At 52.0% G+C, this 15,110-nt stretch carries 15 protein-coding genes; all 15 read left to right on the top strand.

Annotation, left to right across the window (positions count from 1 at the left end):
• The first annotated feature begins 71 nt into the window (after window positions 1-71).
• The 15 genes from AC6ESO_RS22745 to flgK all read left to right on the top strand — a co-directional run bounded on the left by AC6ESO_RS22745 (window position 72) and on the right by flgK (window position 15,096).
• Window positions 72-2,801, top strand: a complete 2,730-nt coding sequence (locus AC6ESO_RS22745) for a stalk domain-containing protein (protein ID WP_497093404.1) — start codon at window positions 72-74, stop codon at window positions 2,799-2,801.
• Window positions 2,802-2,872: 71 nt separating this feature from the next.
• Window positions 2,873-4,033 (top strand): sensor histidine kinase, encoded by a 1,161-nt coding sequence (locus AC6ESO_RS22740; protein ID WP_497093403.1) that lies wholly within the window; start codon window positions 2,873-2,875, stop codon window positions 4,031-4,033.
• Window positions 4,034-4,040: 7 nt separating this feature from the next.
• Window positions 4,041-4,769, top strand: coding sequence for a response regulator (locus AC6ESO_RS22735; protein ID WP_494819303.1), 729 nt, complete (start codon window positions 4,041-4,043; stop codon window positions 4,767-4,769).
• Between the two features lie 113 nt (window positions 4,770-4,882).
• The gene (locus AC6ESO_RS22730) at window positions 4,883-5,518 is read left to right on the top strand and encodes an RNA polymerase sigma factor (RefSeq protein WP_497093593.1); all 636 of its coding nucleotides are present in this window, start codon (window positions 4,883-4,885) and stop codon (window positions 5,516-5,518) included.
• On the top strand, window positions 5,515-5,994 hold the full coding sequence (locus AC6ESO_RS22725) for a hypothetical protein (RefSeq protein WP_497093402.1): 480 nt from the start codon (window positions 5,515-5,517) through the stop codon (window positions 5,992-5,994). The genes AC6ESO_RS22730 and AC6ESO_RS22725 overlap by 4 nt, the downstream gene beginning before the upstream one ends.
• Window positions 5,995-6,020: 26 nt before the next feature.
• Complete coding sequence (locus AC6ESO_RS22720) at window positions 6,021-7,181, top strand: hypothetical protein (protein WP_497093401.1); 1,161 nt, start codon at window positions 6,021-6,023, stop codon at window positions 7,179-7,181.
• Window positions 7,178-7,888: a LiaI-LiaF-like domain-containing protein gene (locus AC6ESO_RS22715; RefSeq protein WP_497093400.1), complete on the top strand. Its 711-nt coding sequence runs from the start codon at window positions 7,178-7,180 to the stop codon at window positions 7,886-7,888. The genes AC6ESO_RS22720 and AC6ESO_RS22715 overlap by 4 nt, the downstream gene beginning before the upstream one ends.
• A gap of 219 nt (window positions 7,889-8,107) precedes the next feature.
• The gene (locus AC6ESO_RS22710; RefSeq protein WP_497093399.1) at window positions 8,108-8,866 is read left to right on the top strand and encodes a hypothetical protein; all 759 of its coding nucleotides are present in this window, start codon (window positions 8,108-8,110) and stop codon (window positions 8,864-8,866) included.
• A 229-nt stretch (window positions 8,867-9,095) separates the two neighbouring features.
• The gene (locus tag AC6ESO_RS22705) at window positions 9,096-11,168 is read left to right on the top strand and encodes an ATP-dependent helicase ComFA (RefSeq protein WP_497093398.1); all 2,073 of its coding nucleotides are present in this window, start codon (window positions 9,096-9,098) and stop codon (window positions 11,166-11,168) included.
• Between the two features lie 180 nt (window positions 11,169-11,348).
• On the top strand, window positions 11,349-11,618 hold the full coding sequence (locus AC6ESO_RS22700; protein WP_497093397.1) for a hypothetical protein: 270 nt from the start codon (window positions 11,349-11,351) through the stop codon (window positions 11,616-11,618).
• On the top strand, window positions 11,609-12,085 hold the full coding sequence (locus AC6ESO_RS22695; protein ID WP_497093396.1) for a ComF family protein: 477 nt from the start codon (window positions 11,609-11,611) through the stop codon (window positions 12,083-12,085). The genes AC6ESO_RS22700 and AC6ESO_RS22695 overlap by 10 nt, the downstream gene beginning before the upstream one ends.
• A 103-nt stretch (window positions 12,086-12,188) precedes the next feature.
• On the top strand, window positions 12,189-12,611 hold the full coding sequence (locus tag AC6ESO_RS22690) for a flagellar protein (protein WP_497093395.1): 423 nt from the start codon (window positions 12,189-12,191) through the stop codon (window positions 12,609-12,611).
• Between the two features lie 100 nt (window positions 12,612-12,711).
• Window positions 12,712-12,978: a flagellar biosynthesis anti-sigma factor FlgM gene (flgM, locus tag AC6ESO_RS22685; protein WP_494819626.1), complete on the top strand. Its 267-nt coding sequence runs from the start codon at window positions 12,712-12,714 to the stop codon at window positions 12,976-12,978.
• A gap of 27 nt (window positions 12,979-13,005) precedes the next feature.
• On the top strand, window positions 13,006-13,500 hold the full coding sequence (locus AC6ESO_RS22680; protein WP_497093394.1) for a flagellar protein FlgN: 495 nt from the start codon (window positions 13,006-13,008) through the stop codon (window positions 13,498-13,500).
• Between the two features lie 15 nt (window positions 13,501-13,515).
• Window positions 13,516-15,096, top strand: a complete 1,581-nt coding sequence (flgK, locus tag AC6ESO_RS22675) for a flagellar hook-associated protein FlgK (protein WP_497093393.1) — start codon at window positions 13,516-13,518, stop codon at window positions 15,094-15,096.
• Window positions 15,097-15,110 lie beyond the last annotated feature (14 nt).

The following is a 15,110-nucleotide window of genomic DNA, read 5'->3' as shown; positions in this document are numbered from 1 at the left end:
CGTAACTTTTCTACTAGTTTCATAGTCTAACCATCATAGGACATTTTTGTGATGGGAGAGTTGCAAGAGTAATGCGCAAACTAGTAGAGAAGAAGAAGACCGCACAGGCCGGCAAACAACTGCTTACACTGACGCTGGGCGCAGCGCTGCTCGTTCAGCCGATTTCCACAATAGCATGGTCATCCACTGCCGCAGCAGCAAGCGAGACAGAGGCCGTACCCCAAACGACAACTACACAAGTGACTCAACAACAACAGCAGCAACTCGTTCGTATGTCAGAAGAGATGATTACTTCCGGCGCCAAGCGCGTCGACTATAATTGGACAAGCAAGCCGGGGGCAGGGGCAGTAATATCCCGAGTGCATGTTATCGAGATCGATCTGACTAACCCCTACGTTAAGCTCGATGTAATGAACGGTAAACCCGGTTCGGTATCCAGCGTGAGCTCCGTTGGCAACATGGTGAGCAAGACAGGCGCGGTTGCCGGCATTAACGGCGATTATTTTAACACGGCTAATGGCAAAGGGAGCCCAATCGGCGCGCAAGTTAACGGAGGGGTGCTGTCTGTCAGTCCCTCGAAGCTGACGGGCATGTATGCTTTTGCCGTGACGGTAGATCGGAAACCAATTATTGATTCCTATGGATTCGAAGGAAGCGTAACGGCAGGCGATGGCTCGACGTTCACGCTGTCCGGTATTAATAAGGCAGCTTACCGTACGGAACCGGACAATGCATTCAGTCATGCTAATGCGATGTATATCTACACTAGCGCTTGGACGCAGTCGCGTCCCGATGTCACGGACAGCTCGACAACCCCGACGGAGGTGCTTGTACAGAATGGCATCGTCACGCAATTCGTCGACAATGGCATGATTCCGGGCAACACAATCCCAGTGGACGGCTATATTCTTCGGACGCATGGTAAGGCAGCGCAATATGCGCGGGAGCATCTTCAAGTCGGACAGCCGGTAACCGCGTCCTACAATCTAATTGCCCAATCTACGGGACAGAAGATTGACCCGAATTCGCTGCAAATGCTGATTGGCGGCCACACCATTCTCGTGGATAATGGCGCAGCGGCGACCTATACAAGAAACCCAAGCAGCATCAGTCCAAACACGGACCGTGCACGTACCGCAGTCGGCTATTCCAAAGACGGGACGAAGGTCATGCTTATTACGGTCGAAGACAGCGGCAGCAGCCAAGGCGTAACCTTGCCGGAGCTGCAGCAGCTCATGGTGCAGTTATCCGTATGGCGCGGCGTTAACCTCGATGGCGGCGGTTCCACGACCATGATCGCGCGACCGCTCGGCGATACTAGCACACAATTGGCATTCCCAACGGAATATGGCGATACGCAGCGCCAGGTAGCTAATGGCCTTGGCGTGTTCTCAACGGCTCCGCAAGGCCAGTTGAAAGGGATTAAAGCAAGCGGCAGCAGCGTACTGTTCCTCGGGCAGCAAGCGGCCTATTCGATGAAAGCCTATGACACCTACTACAATCCGGTAGATCCCGGGTCGTTAACTCCGGTGTGGAAGAGTGCAGATGCACTGGGCACCTTTAACGGTAGTACGTTTACAGCGACAAAAGTAGGTAAGACATCCATTAGCGTCAAATCCGGCGATATCAGCGATAAGCAGGATATTGAAGTCATCGGCGGCGAATCGATCTCGTCTATGACTGTGGATGCAAGTTCACTAGTACTAGAGAGTGGGAAATCGCTGACCGCACCGGTGCATGTAACCTTGAACGATGGCCGCCAGCTGACAGTACCGGCGTCCTCGGTGAAGTGGGAGCTGCGCGGCTTTACGGGCGCATGGAGCGGGAATACACTGACCATCGGAACGGTAAATCCGTCCGCATCCGTAGGCTATTTGATCGCCCGTTATGACGGTTTCTCCGCGATGACGGCGCTTGTTGCAGGAAGCGACAAAAAATTTGATGATTTTGAAGGGAAGACCTACCCAATTTCGTTCCAAGGTACGAATGGTGTAGTGGGAATCTCTACAGTTGTCTCGGGACTACCGGGCGACAATACAACGAACGTCCTGCAATTGCAGTATGATTTTACCGGGGGCAGCGGTACTAAGGCGGCATACGCCGTGCTAAACGGTACCGGACGCAAAGTAGAAGGCAACCCTTCGGCGATGACGGTAGATGTCATGGGCGATGGAAGCTTGAACTGGATGCGAGCTGAGTTTATTGATAGCAAAGGCGCAACACACTTGGTGACCCTTGCCAAACAGGTAGACTGGATCGGCTGGAAGCAGATCAAAGTCAATTTGCCTGCTGACCAAATGGCGTATCCAGTCACATTGAAACGACTCTATGTGGCCTCCCTGGAGGATGGTCAGGATGAGCGTGCGCTTGCAGGAACATTGGCTATGGATAACCTGGCATTCCAGTATCCGGCGGTAATTGCAGAACCCAAACATGTGAAGATCGAACTGAAGGTTGGTTCTAAATCGGCAAAGGTCGACAGTCAGCCCTATAAGATGGACGTAGCACCGCTTCTACTGAACGGTACGACTTATTTGCCGCTCCGCTTTGTAACAGAGGCTATGGGCGCACAAATCGGATGGGAAGCTGCGCTTAAACGCGTGTCCGTACTTCGCGGCGATAAGCTGCTGGAAATGTGGGTAGGAAGAAGTGATTTCCTATTAACCGGCGTCCGAAAACAGTCTGAAGTAGCTCCAATTACGAGAAGCGGTCGTACATTAGTCCCGATTAGACTCGTGTCTGAGCAATTGGGCCTACACGTAAATTGGGACGGTAAATTGGGTACGATTACCGTTGAATGAGATGGTCGCCTACTAACGGTTATGTGATATGATAGTTTTAGTATAACTTGAAGAAAGTGGGCCGAGACATCTTGGATTATCGCATAAACGACATCGATCGCGTGATCAAGAACGCGGTCTCAGTGATGGAGGACAGCAAATATCAAATTTTTGAAATTTGCGAGTCAGCGCGCAAGGAAATGTTCTCTCTCGGTCAGGAATTGAACCAAGTACTTGCTGAAGCTGCGGCTATTATCGACAAGGTAGATAAGCTAGAGCTGGATTATCGCAGAGCGCGTATCCGTTTGACGGAGGTAAGCCGCGACTTTGTCCGCTATAAAGAAGAGGATATAAAGGCGGCTTATGAGAAAGCGACACAGTTGCAGCTAGAGCTCATGGTGTTCCGTGAGAAAGAAACGTATTTGAAAGCCCGCAGGGATGATTTGCAGAAACGTGTGCGCAACGTTGAGAAATCAATTGAACGCGCAGAGTCGATAGCATCGCAGATCAATGTTGTGCTGGAATATCTCTCGGGTGATTTGAACCAAGTGACCCGCATTTTGGAGTCGGCGAAGAACAGGCAGCAGATCGGTCTCAAAATTATATTGGCCCAAGAAGAAGAGCGTAAACGGATCGCCAGAGAAATTCATGACGGACCTGCGCAATCTTTGGCGAATATAGTGCTAAGGACGGAAATTGCGGAAAGAATGCTTGTGAAGCAGGAATTTCAAATCGTTCAGGAAGAATTAATAGATTTGAAGAGTCAGGTGCGTTCCGGTATCGAGGAAATTCGCAAAATCATTTTCAACCTAAGACCTATGGCCTTGGATGATTTAGGACTTGTACCTACACTGCGTAAATATATTCAGGATTATGAAGAGAAAAGCAAAATTCGGACGATGTTCGAAACGATCGGTAAAGAAATCCGGCTGCCATCCGCGATGGAAGCCGGGATTTACCGGATGGTTCAAGAAGCGTTCAGCAATGCATTCAAACATGCCAATCCTACCTTTGTCATTCTCGAGATAACTTACCAAGCTCAAATGGTTAAAATTGTCGTCAAAGATAACGGTGTCGGCTTCCATGTGGATCAAATCGAATCTCGTGCAAAAAACAGCGTCCACTTTGGGCTGATCGGGATGCGTGAACGCGTGGAGCTGCTAGATGGAAGGATGGAGATCGAATCCACGATCGACCACGGCACGAAAGTAACCATTCATATACCTATTAACGGGGAACAGAGAAAGGAGTAAAATAACGATGGAAGCAAGGAATGTAAGCGTTAAACGCAAAATTAAAGTATTGATTGCCGACGATCATCAGTTATTCCGTGAAGGTCTGAAACGGATTCTCAATATGGAAGATGATTTGGAAGTAATCGGCGAGTGTAACGATGGCATCCAAGTACTGGAATTCTGCAACCAGAATAAGCCGGAAGTCGTCCTAATGGATATTAATATGCCAATCGAGAACGGGGTCGTTGCAACAGAGCGTCTGCGCGATATTTTCCCGGAGGTTAAAGTTATTATTCTATCGATTCATGATGATGAGAGTTACGTATTTGAAACGCTGCGCAAAGGTGCATGCGGTTATCTGCTGAAGGATATGGAGGCGGAAGCACTTGCGAACGCGATTCGTTCCGTCGTAAACGGATATGCATACATACACCCGAAGGTAACAGGCAAACTGATTAACCAGCTTCGCCGCATGACCTACCTCGATGAAATCGGTGCAACCTCCGGGGCGGCTGCAACACGTGAAGCCGGCGTGAAGTTCATTCCAAGCGAGAACAACCCGTTGACACGCCGTGAGGCTGAGGTGCTTCGTCTGATGGCGGAAGGCAAGAGCAACAAGATGATCGGCGAGTTTTTGTTTATCAGTGAGAAAACGGTCAAAAACCATGTCAGCAGCATATTGCAAAAGATGGAAGTGGACGATCGGACTCAGGCAGTTATCAGTGCAATAAAATACGGCTGGGTCACGCTGTAACGTATACATAAAAACGAGAGAAGCTTCTGCATGATGCAGGAGCTTTTTTTATTTAGCAGGTGCAGGGGTAGGCGAGGTTGAAGTCGTCTAAATAGGAGAGAGGGGGGAGAGAGATTCGAGACGAGGCGCTGATAACACAAATTCAAAACGGAAATCGCGAGGCTTACACGGAGCTGGTCGCAAGGTATCGGGATGAGCTGTATCGGCTGATCTGGAGCGTGGTGCGTGATCAGCGCGATGCGGAGGATACGCTGCAGGAGACGTTCGTGCGGATTTATCTCTCCCTCTCGGACTATCGAGGTGACGGCTTTAAAGCCTGGGCCGCACGAATAGCGGTTAATCTCGCGATAGATTGCCGAAGACGCAACACCCGCAAAGAGGCGCTGCTGCAGCGCGCCGGCCAAGTGGCCATATCGCAAGGGGAAGCGGGGCTTGCGGCTCCGAGTAGACCGAAGGGGAATGCTTCATCTGCTCAGCATGGAGCAAGCCCGTCTGTAGAGGCTGCGGCGGGGCATGCACCGCCTGCGGAATTCGAAGCACTGAAGCGAGAGCGTAAAAGGCGTGTTCGCGCGATGGTCAGCACGCTTCCGGAAGGATACCGGCGCGTGGTGAGGTCTTACTTCTTGGAAGACAGACCGTACAAGGAAATCGCCGAGCACGAGCAGCTGCAAGTGAAAAGCGTGGAGTCTAAGCTGTATAGGGCTAGACAATGGATGCGCAAGCATTGGAAGGAGGAGGATTTGGAATGATGCATCAGGGTGAGGCTTACTGGCGGAGGTATGCAGAGGATAAGCTGCTTGCAGAGGAACGACTGGAAGCCGAGGAGCATCTGGCCGTCTGCAGCAGCTGCCTGGAATTATATATGGAGCTGCTGATCGGCGTAGATGAGGTTGAATCACTGGATCGCGATGCAGCGGAAACCATTACGGAACGTATTAGGGTGGCTATTGCCGAGATGGAGCAGGACCGGATTCCTCCTCCGAAGGTGGACATCGTGCGCCGGAGTCCGGTCAAACGAAGCAGCCGCAAACAAACGATGATTCACTATTTGATCGCGGTATGCATCATGCTGGTTCTCATGTCTACCGGCGTGTTTCAGCGCATAGCCGAGCAGCCGCAGCAGTGGGAAGAGCATCAGATCAGTAAGAAAGAATCGGTATCCGTCTCCATCATGGAGCGGACCGCTGCGGTAATCGAGGCAATGGTCGAGAAGCCGAATAAATAATACGAAGAAGAAGGCGAGATGATTGTATGGTTAAAAGTCCAGTGGCGACGCTGTTTTTGGGCTTTCTGCCGGGAATTGGGCATATGAAGGCAGGACGTTTCGGGCGCGGACTCTTGTATTTGTTGTCAATCGGGCTGTGTTTCCTGTTCGCGTTCATTGCAGGGGCAGGCGCCAACGATGAAGGCTTTATGGTTATGTTTTTGTTTTTTGCATTCTTGATCTGGGCGATCAGCGTGCTGGACTTGATCATTTATTTGATTCGGCACAGCGGTGCAAGGGAGATTCATATTCCGGCGCCGGTACCGGGACCGGGACAATCTGTATATGGTCCGCACCCGATGCCGATGGAGACGACAAGCGGAATGACATACACCGCGACAGGCGCTCCGGAGTCGAATGGCCAGTCGAGCGAGCGGTTTTATACGATCCTCTTGTCGTTTATTCCGGGCCTGGGTCATCTGCAGCTAGGGCTGATGCAGCGCGGACTTAATCTGATGATCGGATTTTTCGGCTTGCTCGCGATGATCATTTTCGTGGCGGTGCTCGCGGATCAGCCGGGTTTCCTAACGTTCCTGCTGGCGCTTCCGATTATTTGGCTGTTCGGCATGTTTGATGCCATTCGTCATGTGGGTCTGAAGCAGTCCGGGGAGACGCTGCAGGATCGGTCCATTCTGGATGATTGGGAGGATCACCGTCAAGGCGGCAAACGCAGCCGGTGGTTATCGACGGTATTATCGATTTTGCCGGGAGCGGGTCATATGTATCTCGGTTTGCAAAAGAGAGGTCTGCAGCTTATGGCAGGCTTCCTGCTCTCCATCTACCTGCTGGATGTGCTTCAGCTGTCCTTATTCCTCTTCATGGTGCCGCTGCTGTGGTGTTTCTCCTTCTTCGATGCCCTGCAGCAGCAGTCGCGCTTGAATAACGGAGATGGTCAGCTGGAGGATGTGCCGATCGTCGATTGGCTTATTCATAGGCAGAAATGGCTCGGAATCGCGCTAGTAGCGCTCGGCCTCTACTATACGGCGGATCGTCTGCTTCTTGACTATGTGCAGCGTGTATGGGGAGATTGGCAGCTAACGTCGGATATCCGCTATTATTTCAAAACTGGAATTACGGCGCTGCTGCTTATCGGAGCGGGAGTTAAGCTTCTGTCAGGAAGCAAGCAGAGGGCGGTGAAGCCGGAATGAGACAATGGCGAGTCGGTACTTGGTCGATGGGAACGGCACTTATCGCAATGGGTATATTGCTTGTTGCTGTTCAGTTCGGTGGAATAAGCTGGCTGGATCAGGGGATGATTTGGTGGCCGATGCTCTTTGTGCTGGTTGGCCTTGAGATTATTATTTACTTGTGGCGCAGTAAAACGGAACAGCCGGTGCTTCGCTATGATCTATTCAGCATTATCGTGGTTGCCGTTCTTGGCGGCAGCTGTCTTCTCTTCACAACGGTAAACGCTACGGGATTGATGGATGAGATACGGGGCTCGATCGGCGCGAAGGAAGTTCGCGTGAAAGCAGAGCAGGTATCAGAGAAGGTCGGGGCTGCCGTGAAGCGGATCGTCGTCCAGGATGAGCATTACTGGAACGGCTCGGTGACGATGGATTCCGATACCAGTGGAACTGATCAGGTGCAAGCTTTCGGCTCCTGCCGCTATGAAGTTGGAAGCGGGGAAAAGGCTCCTGCCTCAGTTGAGCTGCTGGAAACTCACTTGGTTGGCGACGCCATGTACGTAACGCTTAAGCAGCCGGAAGCAAGGAAGTCCTTCATGGCCTCGACGCCTTCCTGCCAACTGACGGTGGTGCTGCCGAGCGATAAGAAGGTAGAGCTTGATCGCGGGCTGCAGCGGTTTATGGCAGCGGGTAGGAAGCTGCCTGTGGGTTGGGGGATGGAGGAGTAGGGCTTGCAAGGGTACGGAAGTACGAGCATATGAGAGTGAGTGTGTGAGTGCGGGCGTACGGCATAAGAGAGTGAATGCGTGAGTGCATAGGGCAGTAGGGTAATGAAGTTATGGGGCCGGCGCAGGGACGCATGCCCCTTTTTTGCGACTTGTCCGTGAATGTCCGTCACCCATGGGCGGTTTACGGCATATGATGTCACAAAAAAGGAGGTGGCTGCCTTGATTCCAGTCTTGTTATGGATCTTCGGTTGTTACGCCTTGGCTGCGGCTGCCGTACATGCCGTATCCGCACTTACCTGGAGACGGGAACGTCATATCAAGCATTACGTCCTCATCGCCGGTAATGAACAACTGCAGATGGAATGGTATATGCGCTCGCTTCGGCGTTTTTCTCATTTTACTGGCACAGAAGTGAAAGTGACTGTCGTGGACCGCGGCTCAGAGGATGAAACGATGAGTATTGCTCGGTGTTTTGCCAAGCACGGCATGAATGTCCATTTTCACTCCTCTGCCTCGCCAGATGAGTACGGCCGCTTGCCGGAGACGCTGAGCCGACCTGCATCGGTCAAAGCCCATGAAGTGTCTGGTGGGCTGAGTGAGAAACGTTCGGGTGTGAAGGATGAGAAGCGTGTAGTAGGGCAAAGTGAGAAACATGCGGGTCCGAAGGATGAGAAACGCCTAGCCGGGCAGGGTGAGAAACACTTAAGTGCGAAGGATGAGAAGCGTCTATCTGGGCAAAGTGAGAAACACTCGAGTTCGAAGGATGAAGGCGATAGTCTGCCGAAATGGCATCGCTTTCGCACGAAGCTGCGGATATCAGGACGGCGGCGTCCGGATGGCCGCGCTAAGAAGCATAGCAAATTAGAGCCGACAAATTTGCTCTGGATGCTCCAGGTTGAAGGCGTTGTTTCTGTGAAAGACCATGCGGTGCTAATTGATTTAAGGGATCCTGCGGATCTGTCGAAGCTTCCGTTCTAAAGGTGAATGATAATGGACGGAGGATTACTGGCAGCTGCTATGCTTCGCAAAAAGTAAATTGCGAAAATAGCGAGGCACAATGTATAATCTATTCAACTGCATATAGACGAGTGAAGCACACCCGTATGATCTGCCTAAGAGGCGGATTGGGATGTGCTTTTTTGTTGTTTTGTGGGGTTGTAAGGACGCGATAAAACGAGTTCAGAGTAGGAAAGGAGTGCTGGCCTTCATGAAAGTGTTCTTATATGCGGTTGGGGACAAGGGGAGAACAAGGGCGATGTGGTCAATTGCGCCGGAGGTGGATATGGCGTACTGGCTCGTGCCTGGATATCGGGAAGAGGCGGAGAGGGTGTCGGATGGTGGGGGCGGAGCGGAGAGGCTGCGAGGGGCGGGTAAGGGAGGAGAGGCTGCGAGTGGGGGCAACTGGGGATTGCACATCGTGGTGTTGTGGAGCGAGGAATTGCCGCTTGGTTTGGCGGCAAGGGTCGTGGAACGTTGGCCCGGCGGAGCGGGGCAGGAGGAGATGCGCGAGGTGCTGACGCGCCTTGTTCATGAAGCATGGGCGTATGATGCCCGAATGGGCCTGCCGGCTGGAGGACGCGAGGATGCACATGCTTATGTGGTTCGCGCTGCCGAGCTGTGCGAGGGGGCGCAGGTGCTGGCGGCGCTGGCTTGTCGCGCCGCTGCGCTATTGCAGGGACGAGCGCTGCTCAGCAGCGAAGCGCTCGCCCTGCTTGGGGCCGCGGGTGCGGCCGGGCTGGCCGGCGCAGCGGCGGTGCCTTGGAGCGCGGCGGCCCCCGCGCTCCAGTTGGCCGCGCTGCTTGGCCAGCTGCGCCTAGGCGGCGCAGTCGCCCCGCAGCCGCAGCCTCGGCTGCTGCGGTGGCGGGAGGCGCTAGGCGCCAGGCCGCGCCCGCGGCTCCGCTGCCAGCGGTGCGGCAGCGGCACGGCGCGCATGCGCCGAACCGCATGCGCCGCGTGCGGCCGCGCATGCGCGTACTGCGAGGCATGCCTCACGATGGGCCGCAGCCGCGAATGCGGCCTGCTCATCCACGGCATGCCGAGCAGCGCAGCAGCGCGGTTGCTCGCACCAAGCGCCAACGTCTCACCCGCGATCAGCGCTTCCGCGTCCAGCGCCACCCCCGCGGTCAGCGCTCCTGGGTCCGACGCATCTCCTGCGGTCAGCGCTCCCGCATCCAACGCCACCTCCACGCCAAGCGCCCCCACCATCGCCCCATCCTGGGGCCTCAGCCCCGCACAAAAGGCTGCCACCGAGGCCGCCCTCAGCTTCATGGCGGCCAGCCCCGCCAACCAATCAACCCCGCGCAGATTTCTGCTATGGGCAGTCACCGGAGCGGGCAAAACGGAAATGATCTTTCCGCTCATCGAGGCCTGTCTTCAGCGTGGGGGTAGAGCACTCATAGCGACACCGCGCAGAGACGTCGTGCTGGAGCTGGATCCGCGGATCCGCAAAGCTTTTCCGGCTGCAGCTGTTGTAACGCTATATGGCGGCAGCGAGCAGCGCTGGGAGCAAGGAGAGATCACGCTGGCTACAACGCATCAGCTGTTCCGTTTTCGCCAAGGGTTCGATCTCGTTGTTATCGATGAAATCGATGCCTTTCCTTATCACAATGATGAGATGCTGCACTATGCCGCGGACAATGTATGCAGGCCTGATGGCGTAAACATACTTTTATCCGCCACGCCTCCCGCAGAACTCAGAAGAGCAGCAAAACGGGGTAGACTCGAGCATGTGCGCGTACCGGTTCGGTTCCACCGTCATCCGCTTCCGGTACCGATGCAATGCCAAATCCCGACAGTGCGCAAAATGCTGGACAAGCGCAGCCTCCCACGCCAGCTTCTTAAGACACTCGGGCAGTCCATAAACCGAGGCGCTCAGCTTTTTGTATTTGCCCAGCAAATTCGGGATGTAGAACCTCTGGTGGAACGGCTCCGCCATGCTTTTCCCTACATTGTTGTGGAGGGTACGTCCTCCAAAGATCCCAATCGAGCAGACAAAGTAATCCGATTCCGGGATCGCAGCATCCGACTGCTCGTCACTACCACGATTCTCGAGCGTGGGGTCACAGTCCCCAAGAGTGATGTGTTTATCCTGGATGCGGACGGGAAGCTCTTTGACGATGCATCTCTCATTCAAATGGCAGGCAGAGCCGGCAGATCAAAGGATGATCCGGCCGGACGTGTCTATTTCTACGGTTCTTCCCGTACACGCGCACAGCAGTCGGCCATACGTCAAATCAAGAGTATGAATCGAATCGCCCGCCGAAGAGGGTATCTTTTATAACCGGCCAGAGCCAGCCAGTACTATACGAAATCCATTACGGAAAGACGTGACTGCCCATCCTTCCAAACCTTTTAACCAACTCCATATCAACTATCTTGCGTAAGCTTCAACAGCTTTTCCAACATACATCCCAGACTACCGCGTCTATGCTCTCAACCCGATCCTCAGTATGCGTCATTTGTGGCAAGACAGGTAACCGATCGCCGAGACATGCCCATTTTCCGGATTTGTGCCAGCACTGTTTTGGCCAAATTCCCTGGATTACACGGATTTATTGTACAGTTTGCGGCAGGCCTGAATGGTGTCCGGATTGCAGTCGCCGTCAAGAAGCAGCTTTTATTTGCAATCGCTCGGCTGTACATTACGATCCCGTTATTCGGCAATGGCTGGCGCTCTACAAATATCGCGGTCATGAAGGGCTGGCTCCCATTTTGGGCGAAATGCTGCTAACTGCATATCGCAGTATGGTTGCACAACAATCCGGCATCGACAGCCAATCCGCGTTCCGTTTCGATGCCATTATCCCAGTTCCGGTAAGCAGCGAACGGCTGCAGGAGCGGGGCTTCAATCAAGCTGAGCGGCTAGCCTCCTATCTTGCTGATCGAGAAGCATTAGCACTCTATAACGTTCTGAGACGCACACGGCACAGTGACAAACAAAGCTTCAAAACAAGAATGGCGAGACTGCGAGATACCAAGCAGCTGTTTGCGGCTGATCTGGATGTTACTGCAGCGATGCTTACTGCTATCCGGCTCAAGCTCATCGACCAGCTTACGATAAAGCTGCTAATCATCGATGATATTTACACAACCGGCAGTACGGCGAATTCCTGCGCATTGGCGCTGAGAGAGGTTATAGAGCAATCGGAGCCTCATTTGGATGTTCAGATATTCGTTCTTACACTTGCTCGTTCCTAGCAGATCCATTTCTATGATTATCGTTCAAATAAATGATGAATTTTGTCTATCTTTGAGTTAATATGGAGTCACAAGTGGCTAGACTCGAAGGGAGCAGTGAAAGATGGATCTTGGAAATTGTCCTCGCTGCGGGAAACTGTATGCTAAGAACTTCCGCGATGTTTGTCCGAATTGCATTAAACAGATTGATAATGAATATACGGTTTGCGCAGATTATCTGCGTAAGAATAAAGGCACGAACATCAACGAACTTTCAGACGCGACGAGTGTTTCTATAAAACAAATCACGAGGTTTATTCGTGAGGGCAGAATTTCACTGGTAGGTGCTCCGAATTTGATGTATCCGTGCGAAATGTGCGGCGTACTCATCCGGGACAATAACAAATGCGACAGTTGCAGGGCTAAGCTGTTGAAAGAAGTCAGCAAAGCAAAACAAGAAATTGCAAACAGATCCGAAGAAGATCAATTCAAGGCACCGACCTCCGCAGCCTCTGCCTATCGGAACTTAGAACGTGGTAGAGACTGATTATTTAGCGGAGTTTTAAAATCTCTAAATATTTACACCCGTTTGCCGATAATACTCTTATACAGAGTTATCGGCTTTTTTAATTGTTGGAGGGATTATGATGAAGATAAATCAATCGCACCGGATCAATGCAGTAAATCCGTACCAGAAGCAAAGCGAGCAGCAGGCGAATGCGCTTGATCGCAAACGGAAAACGGATAAAGTGCAAATATCCGCCGAAGCACAGGAGATGCTCTCTTCCAGTCGTGTCAATGACAATGATCGCGCTAAGCTGATTGATGATCTTAAACAATCCGTAAGCACCGGAAGCTATCATGTGGAATCGGGCAAAATCGCAGAGAAGCTGCTCCCTTTTCTTAAAAACTAACAACAAGACAGGTGAATCCTTGTGATCGTGGAAACAATTATCGCTACGCTTGAGCAGCAGGCGGGCGTATACCGAGAGCTGCTGGCATTGGCCAATGAGAAGACGCCTTATCTTGTCCACAATCAAGTGGAGAAGCTAAACGCTACGCTTCAGAAAGAACGGAAGCTGCTGAAGACGGCTGAGGAGTTGGAACAGCAGCGAATGAGACTTTCCGGCCAATATTTCTCGGGTATTGGGATGCTTCGTTACAAAGGCGGCAAGATCAGCGAGATGATACGGACGGTCACAGCATCTCAAGATAAGAAGAAGCTAACTGAACTTCATGAGGAACTTACCATACTGCTTGATGAGCTGCAGAAGGTCAGTCAGCTGAACCAGCAGCTTATCGAACAGTCGCTTAAGTTCATTGATTATTCGATAGATTTGTTGGTCGAGGATCCGCACGGCGATGTTACATACCAGCATCCGCTTAGTCCCGGATACGGAAATTCGCGCAACGGCTTATTTGATACAAGAGGATAGGGAGGCAACCCTGCAATGAGTTCTACATTCCATGGCATTGAAACAGCCAAGCGGAGTTTGTTCACGCAGACGGCTGCATTAAATACAACCGGTCACAATATCTCGAATGCCAATACGGCAGGGTACTCCAGACAAGTAGTGAATATGCAAGCCTCCAGACCCATGGAATACCCGGGCATCAGCAGATCCAACGTACCCGGACAGTTGGGAACAGGCGTAGAGTTTTCGTCCATTACTCGCGTTCGCCAGTCCTTCCTTGATGATCAATTTCGGAACGAGAACAAGTCTCTGGGCAACTGGGAGATACAAGCCGACACGCTCAATAAGCTGGAGAGTATTGTGAATGAACCCTCGGATTCAGGCATTCGTACGGTGCTCGACAACTTCTGGAAGTCGTGGTCTGATCTAAGTAAAGATCCGGAGAATGTGACAGGCCGGAAGATTGTACGCGAGAGTGCAATCGCTTTGACGGATGCTTTCAATCAAACGAGCAAACAGTTAAGCGATTTAAGTACGGATTTGTCCAATAACATTCAGGTTAAAGTCAATGAAATTAACTCCATTATTTCAACGGTTTCTAATTTAAATACAGAAATTTCACGGATTGAAGGATTAGGCAATGACGCAAACGATCTAAGAGATCAGCGGGATCTGCTGACCGACAACTTGTCCAAAATCGTGAATATTAATGTGGTTAATACAGGTGCTGGCTATGATATATCAGTCGGCGGCATAAACCTGACTACAGGCGGAACTGCTACACCAACCTCTGTAGATGCACTTACAGCTGCTTTTGGTACTGGAGATGGTTCCGGTGACCTGAATAGCGGCGAAGTATTCGGGATGTTCGTTGCGAAAGAGAAGTATGTCGCTGATTACCAGAATCAACTGAACGTGCTGGCCAACACCATTGCCAACGGAGAGGTTACGATCACCATTCCAGCGGGATCGATGCTTCCGGACGGAACAACATTGAAAACTCCGGATGGCGGCAGTTTGACTTTCGCAGGCTCGACTCGTTTGCTCGCAAAGGATACTACAGTCATTGTTAACGGACTTAATGGTCTGCATAAATTAGGTTATACCTTCGATACCCCTGCCAAAGCAGGAGAGGATTTCTTCACCTCTGCATCTGGCGATATTACGGCTGATAGCATCCGCTTAAATCCAACGATTGCTGCTGATGCCAGCTTAATCGCGACGTCACTGCGGACAACCGGGACCGGGAGCAGCGAGACGGCGGTTAAAGGTAACAACACACTTGCTGTACTGTTATCGAATTTCAAAGATTCCAAGTTTTCTTTTACGACAACAAGCGGCGGCGTAACAACCGGAAGCATCGATGATTATTTCAGAGCCATCGTTGGACAGTTAGGGGTCCAAGGACAAGAGGCGCAGCGGCAGCTTAACAATCAGCAAGTGCTTGCCGAGCAAGTGGACTCCAGCCGTCAAGCTGTCAGCGGTGTTTCGATCGATGAAGAGATGTCTAATATGATTAAGTTCCAGCATGCATATGGCGCGGCAGCTCGGTTTATGACAGCCTATGATGAGATTCTAGAGAAGCTCATTAACGGTACGGGTACGGTTGGCCGGTAATATCTAAGATAGGT

The sequence above is a fragment of the Paenibacillus rhizoryzae genome, assembly GCF_059686995.1.
This window is presented reverse-complemented; position numbering and strand designations above follow the sequence as displayed.

What these genes read in the sequence shown, in the direction of transcription:
- flgK (WP_497093393.1), top strand. Translation starts at nt 13,516, where the DNA reads ATGAGTTCTACATTCCATGGCATTGAAACAGCCAAGCGGAGTTTGTTC.
- flgM (WP_494819626.1), top strand. Translation starts at nt 12,712, where the DNA reads ATGAAGATAAATCAATCGCACCGGATCAATGCAGTAAATCCGTACCAG.
- AC6ESO_RS22690 (WP_497093395.1), top strand. Translation starts at nt 12,189, where the DNA reads ATGGATCTTGGAAATTGTCCTCGCTGCGGGAAACTGTATGCTAAGAAC.
- AC6ESO_RS22725 (WP_497093402.1), top strand. Translation starts at nt 5,515, where the DNA reads ATGATGCATCAGGGTGAGGCTTACTGGCGGAGGTATGCAGAGGATAAG.
- AC6ESO_RS22705 (WP_497093398.1), top strand. Translation starts at nt 9,096, where the DNA reads ATGAAAGTGTTCTTATATGCGGTTGGGGACAAGGGGAGAACAAGGGCG.
- AC6ESO_RS22715 (WP_497093400.1), top strand. Translation starts at nt 7,178, where the DNA reads ATGAGACAATGGCGAGTCGGTACTTGGTCGATGGGAACGGCACTTATC.
- AC6ESO_RS22695 (WP_497093396.1), top strand. Translation starts at nt 11,609, where the DNA reads ATGCTGCTAACTGCATATCGCAGTATGGTTGCACAACAATCCGGCATC.
- AC6ESO_RS22745 (WP_497093404.1), top strand. Translation starts at nt 72, where the DNA reads ATGCGCAAACTAGTAGAGAAGAAGAAGACCGCACAGGCCGGCAAACAA.
- AC6ESO_RS22735 (WP_494819303.1), top strand. Translation starts at nt 4,041, where the DNA reads ATGGAAGCAAGGAATGTAAGCGTTAAACGCAAAATTAAAGTATTGATT.
- AC6ESO_RS22720 (WP_497093401.1), top strand. Translation starts at nt 6,021, where the DNA reads ATGGTTAAAAGTCCAGTGGCGACGCTGTTTTTGGGCTTTCTGCCGGGA.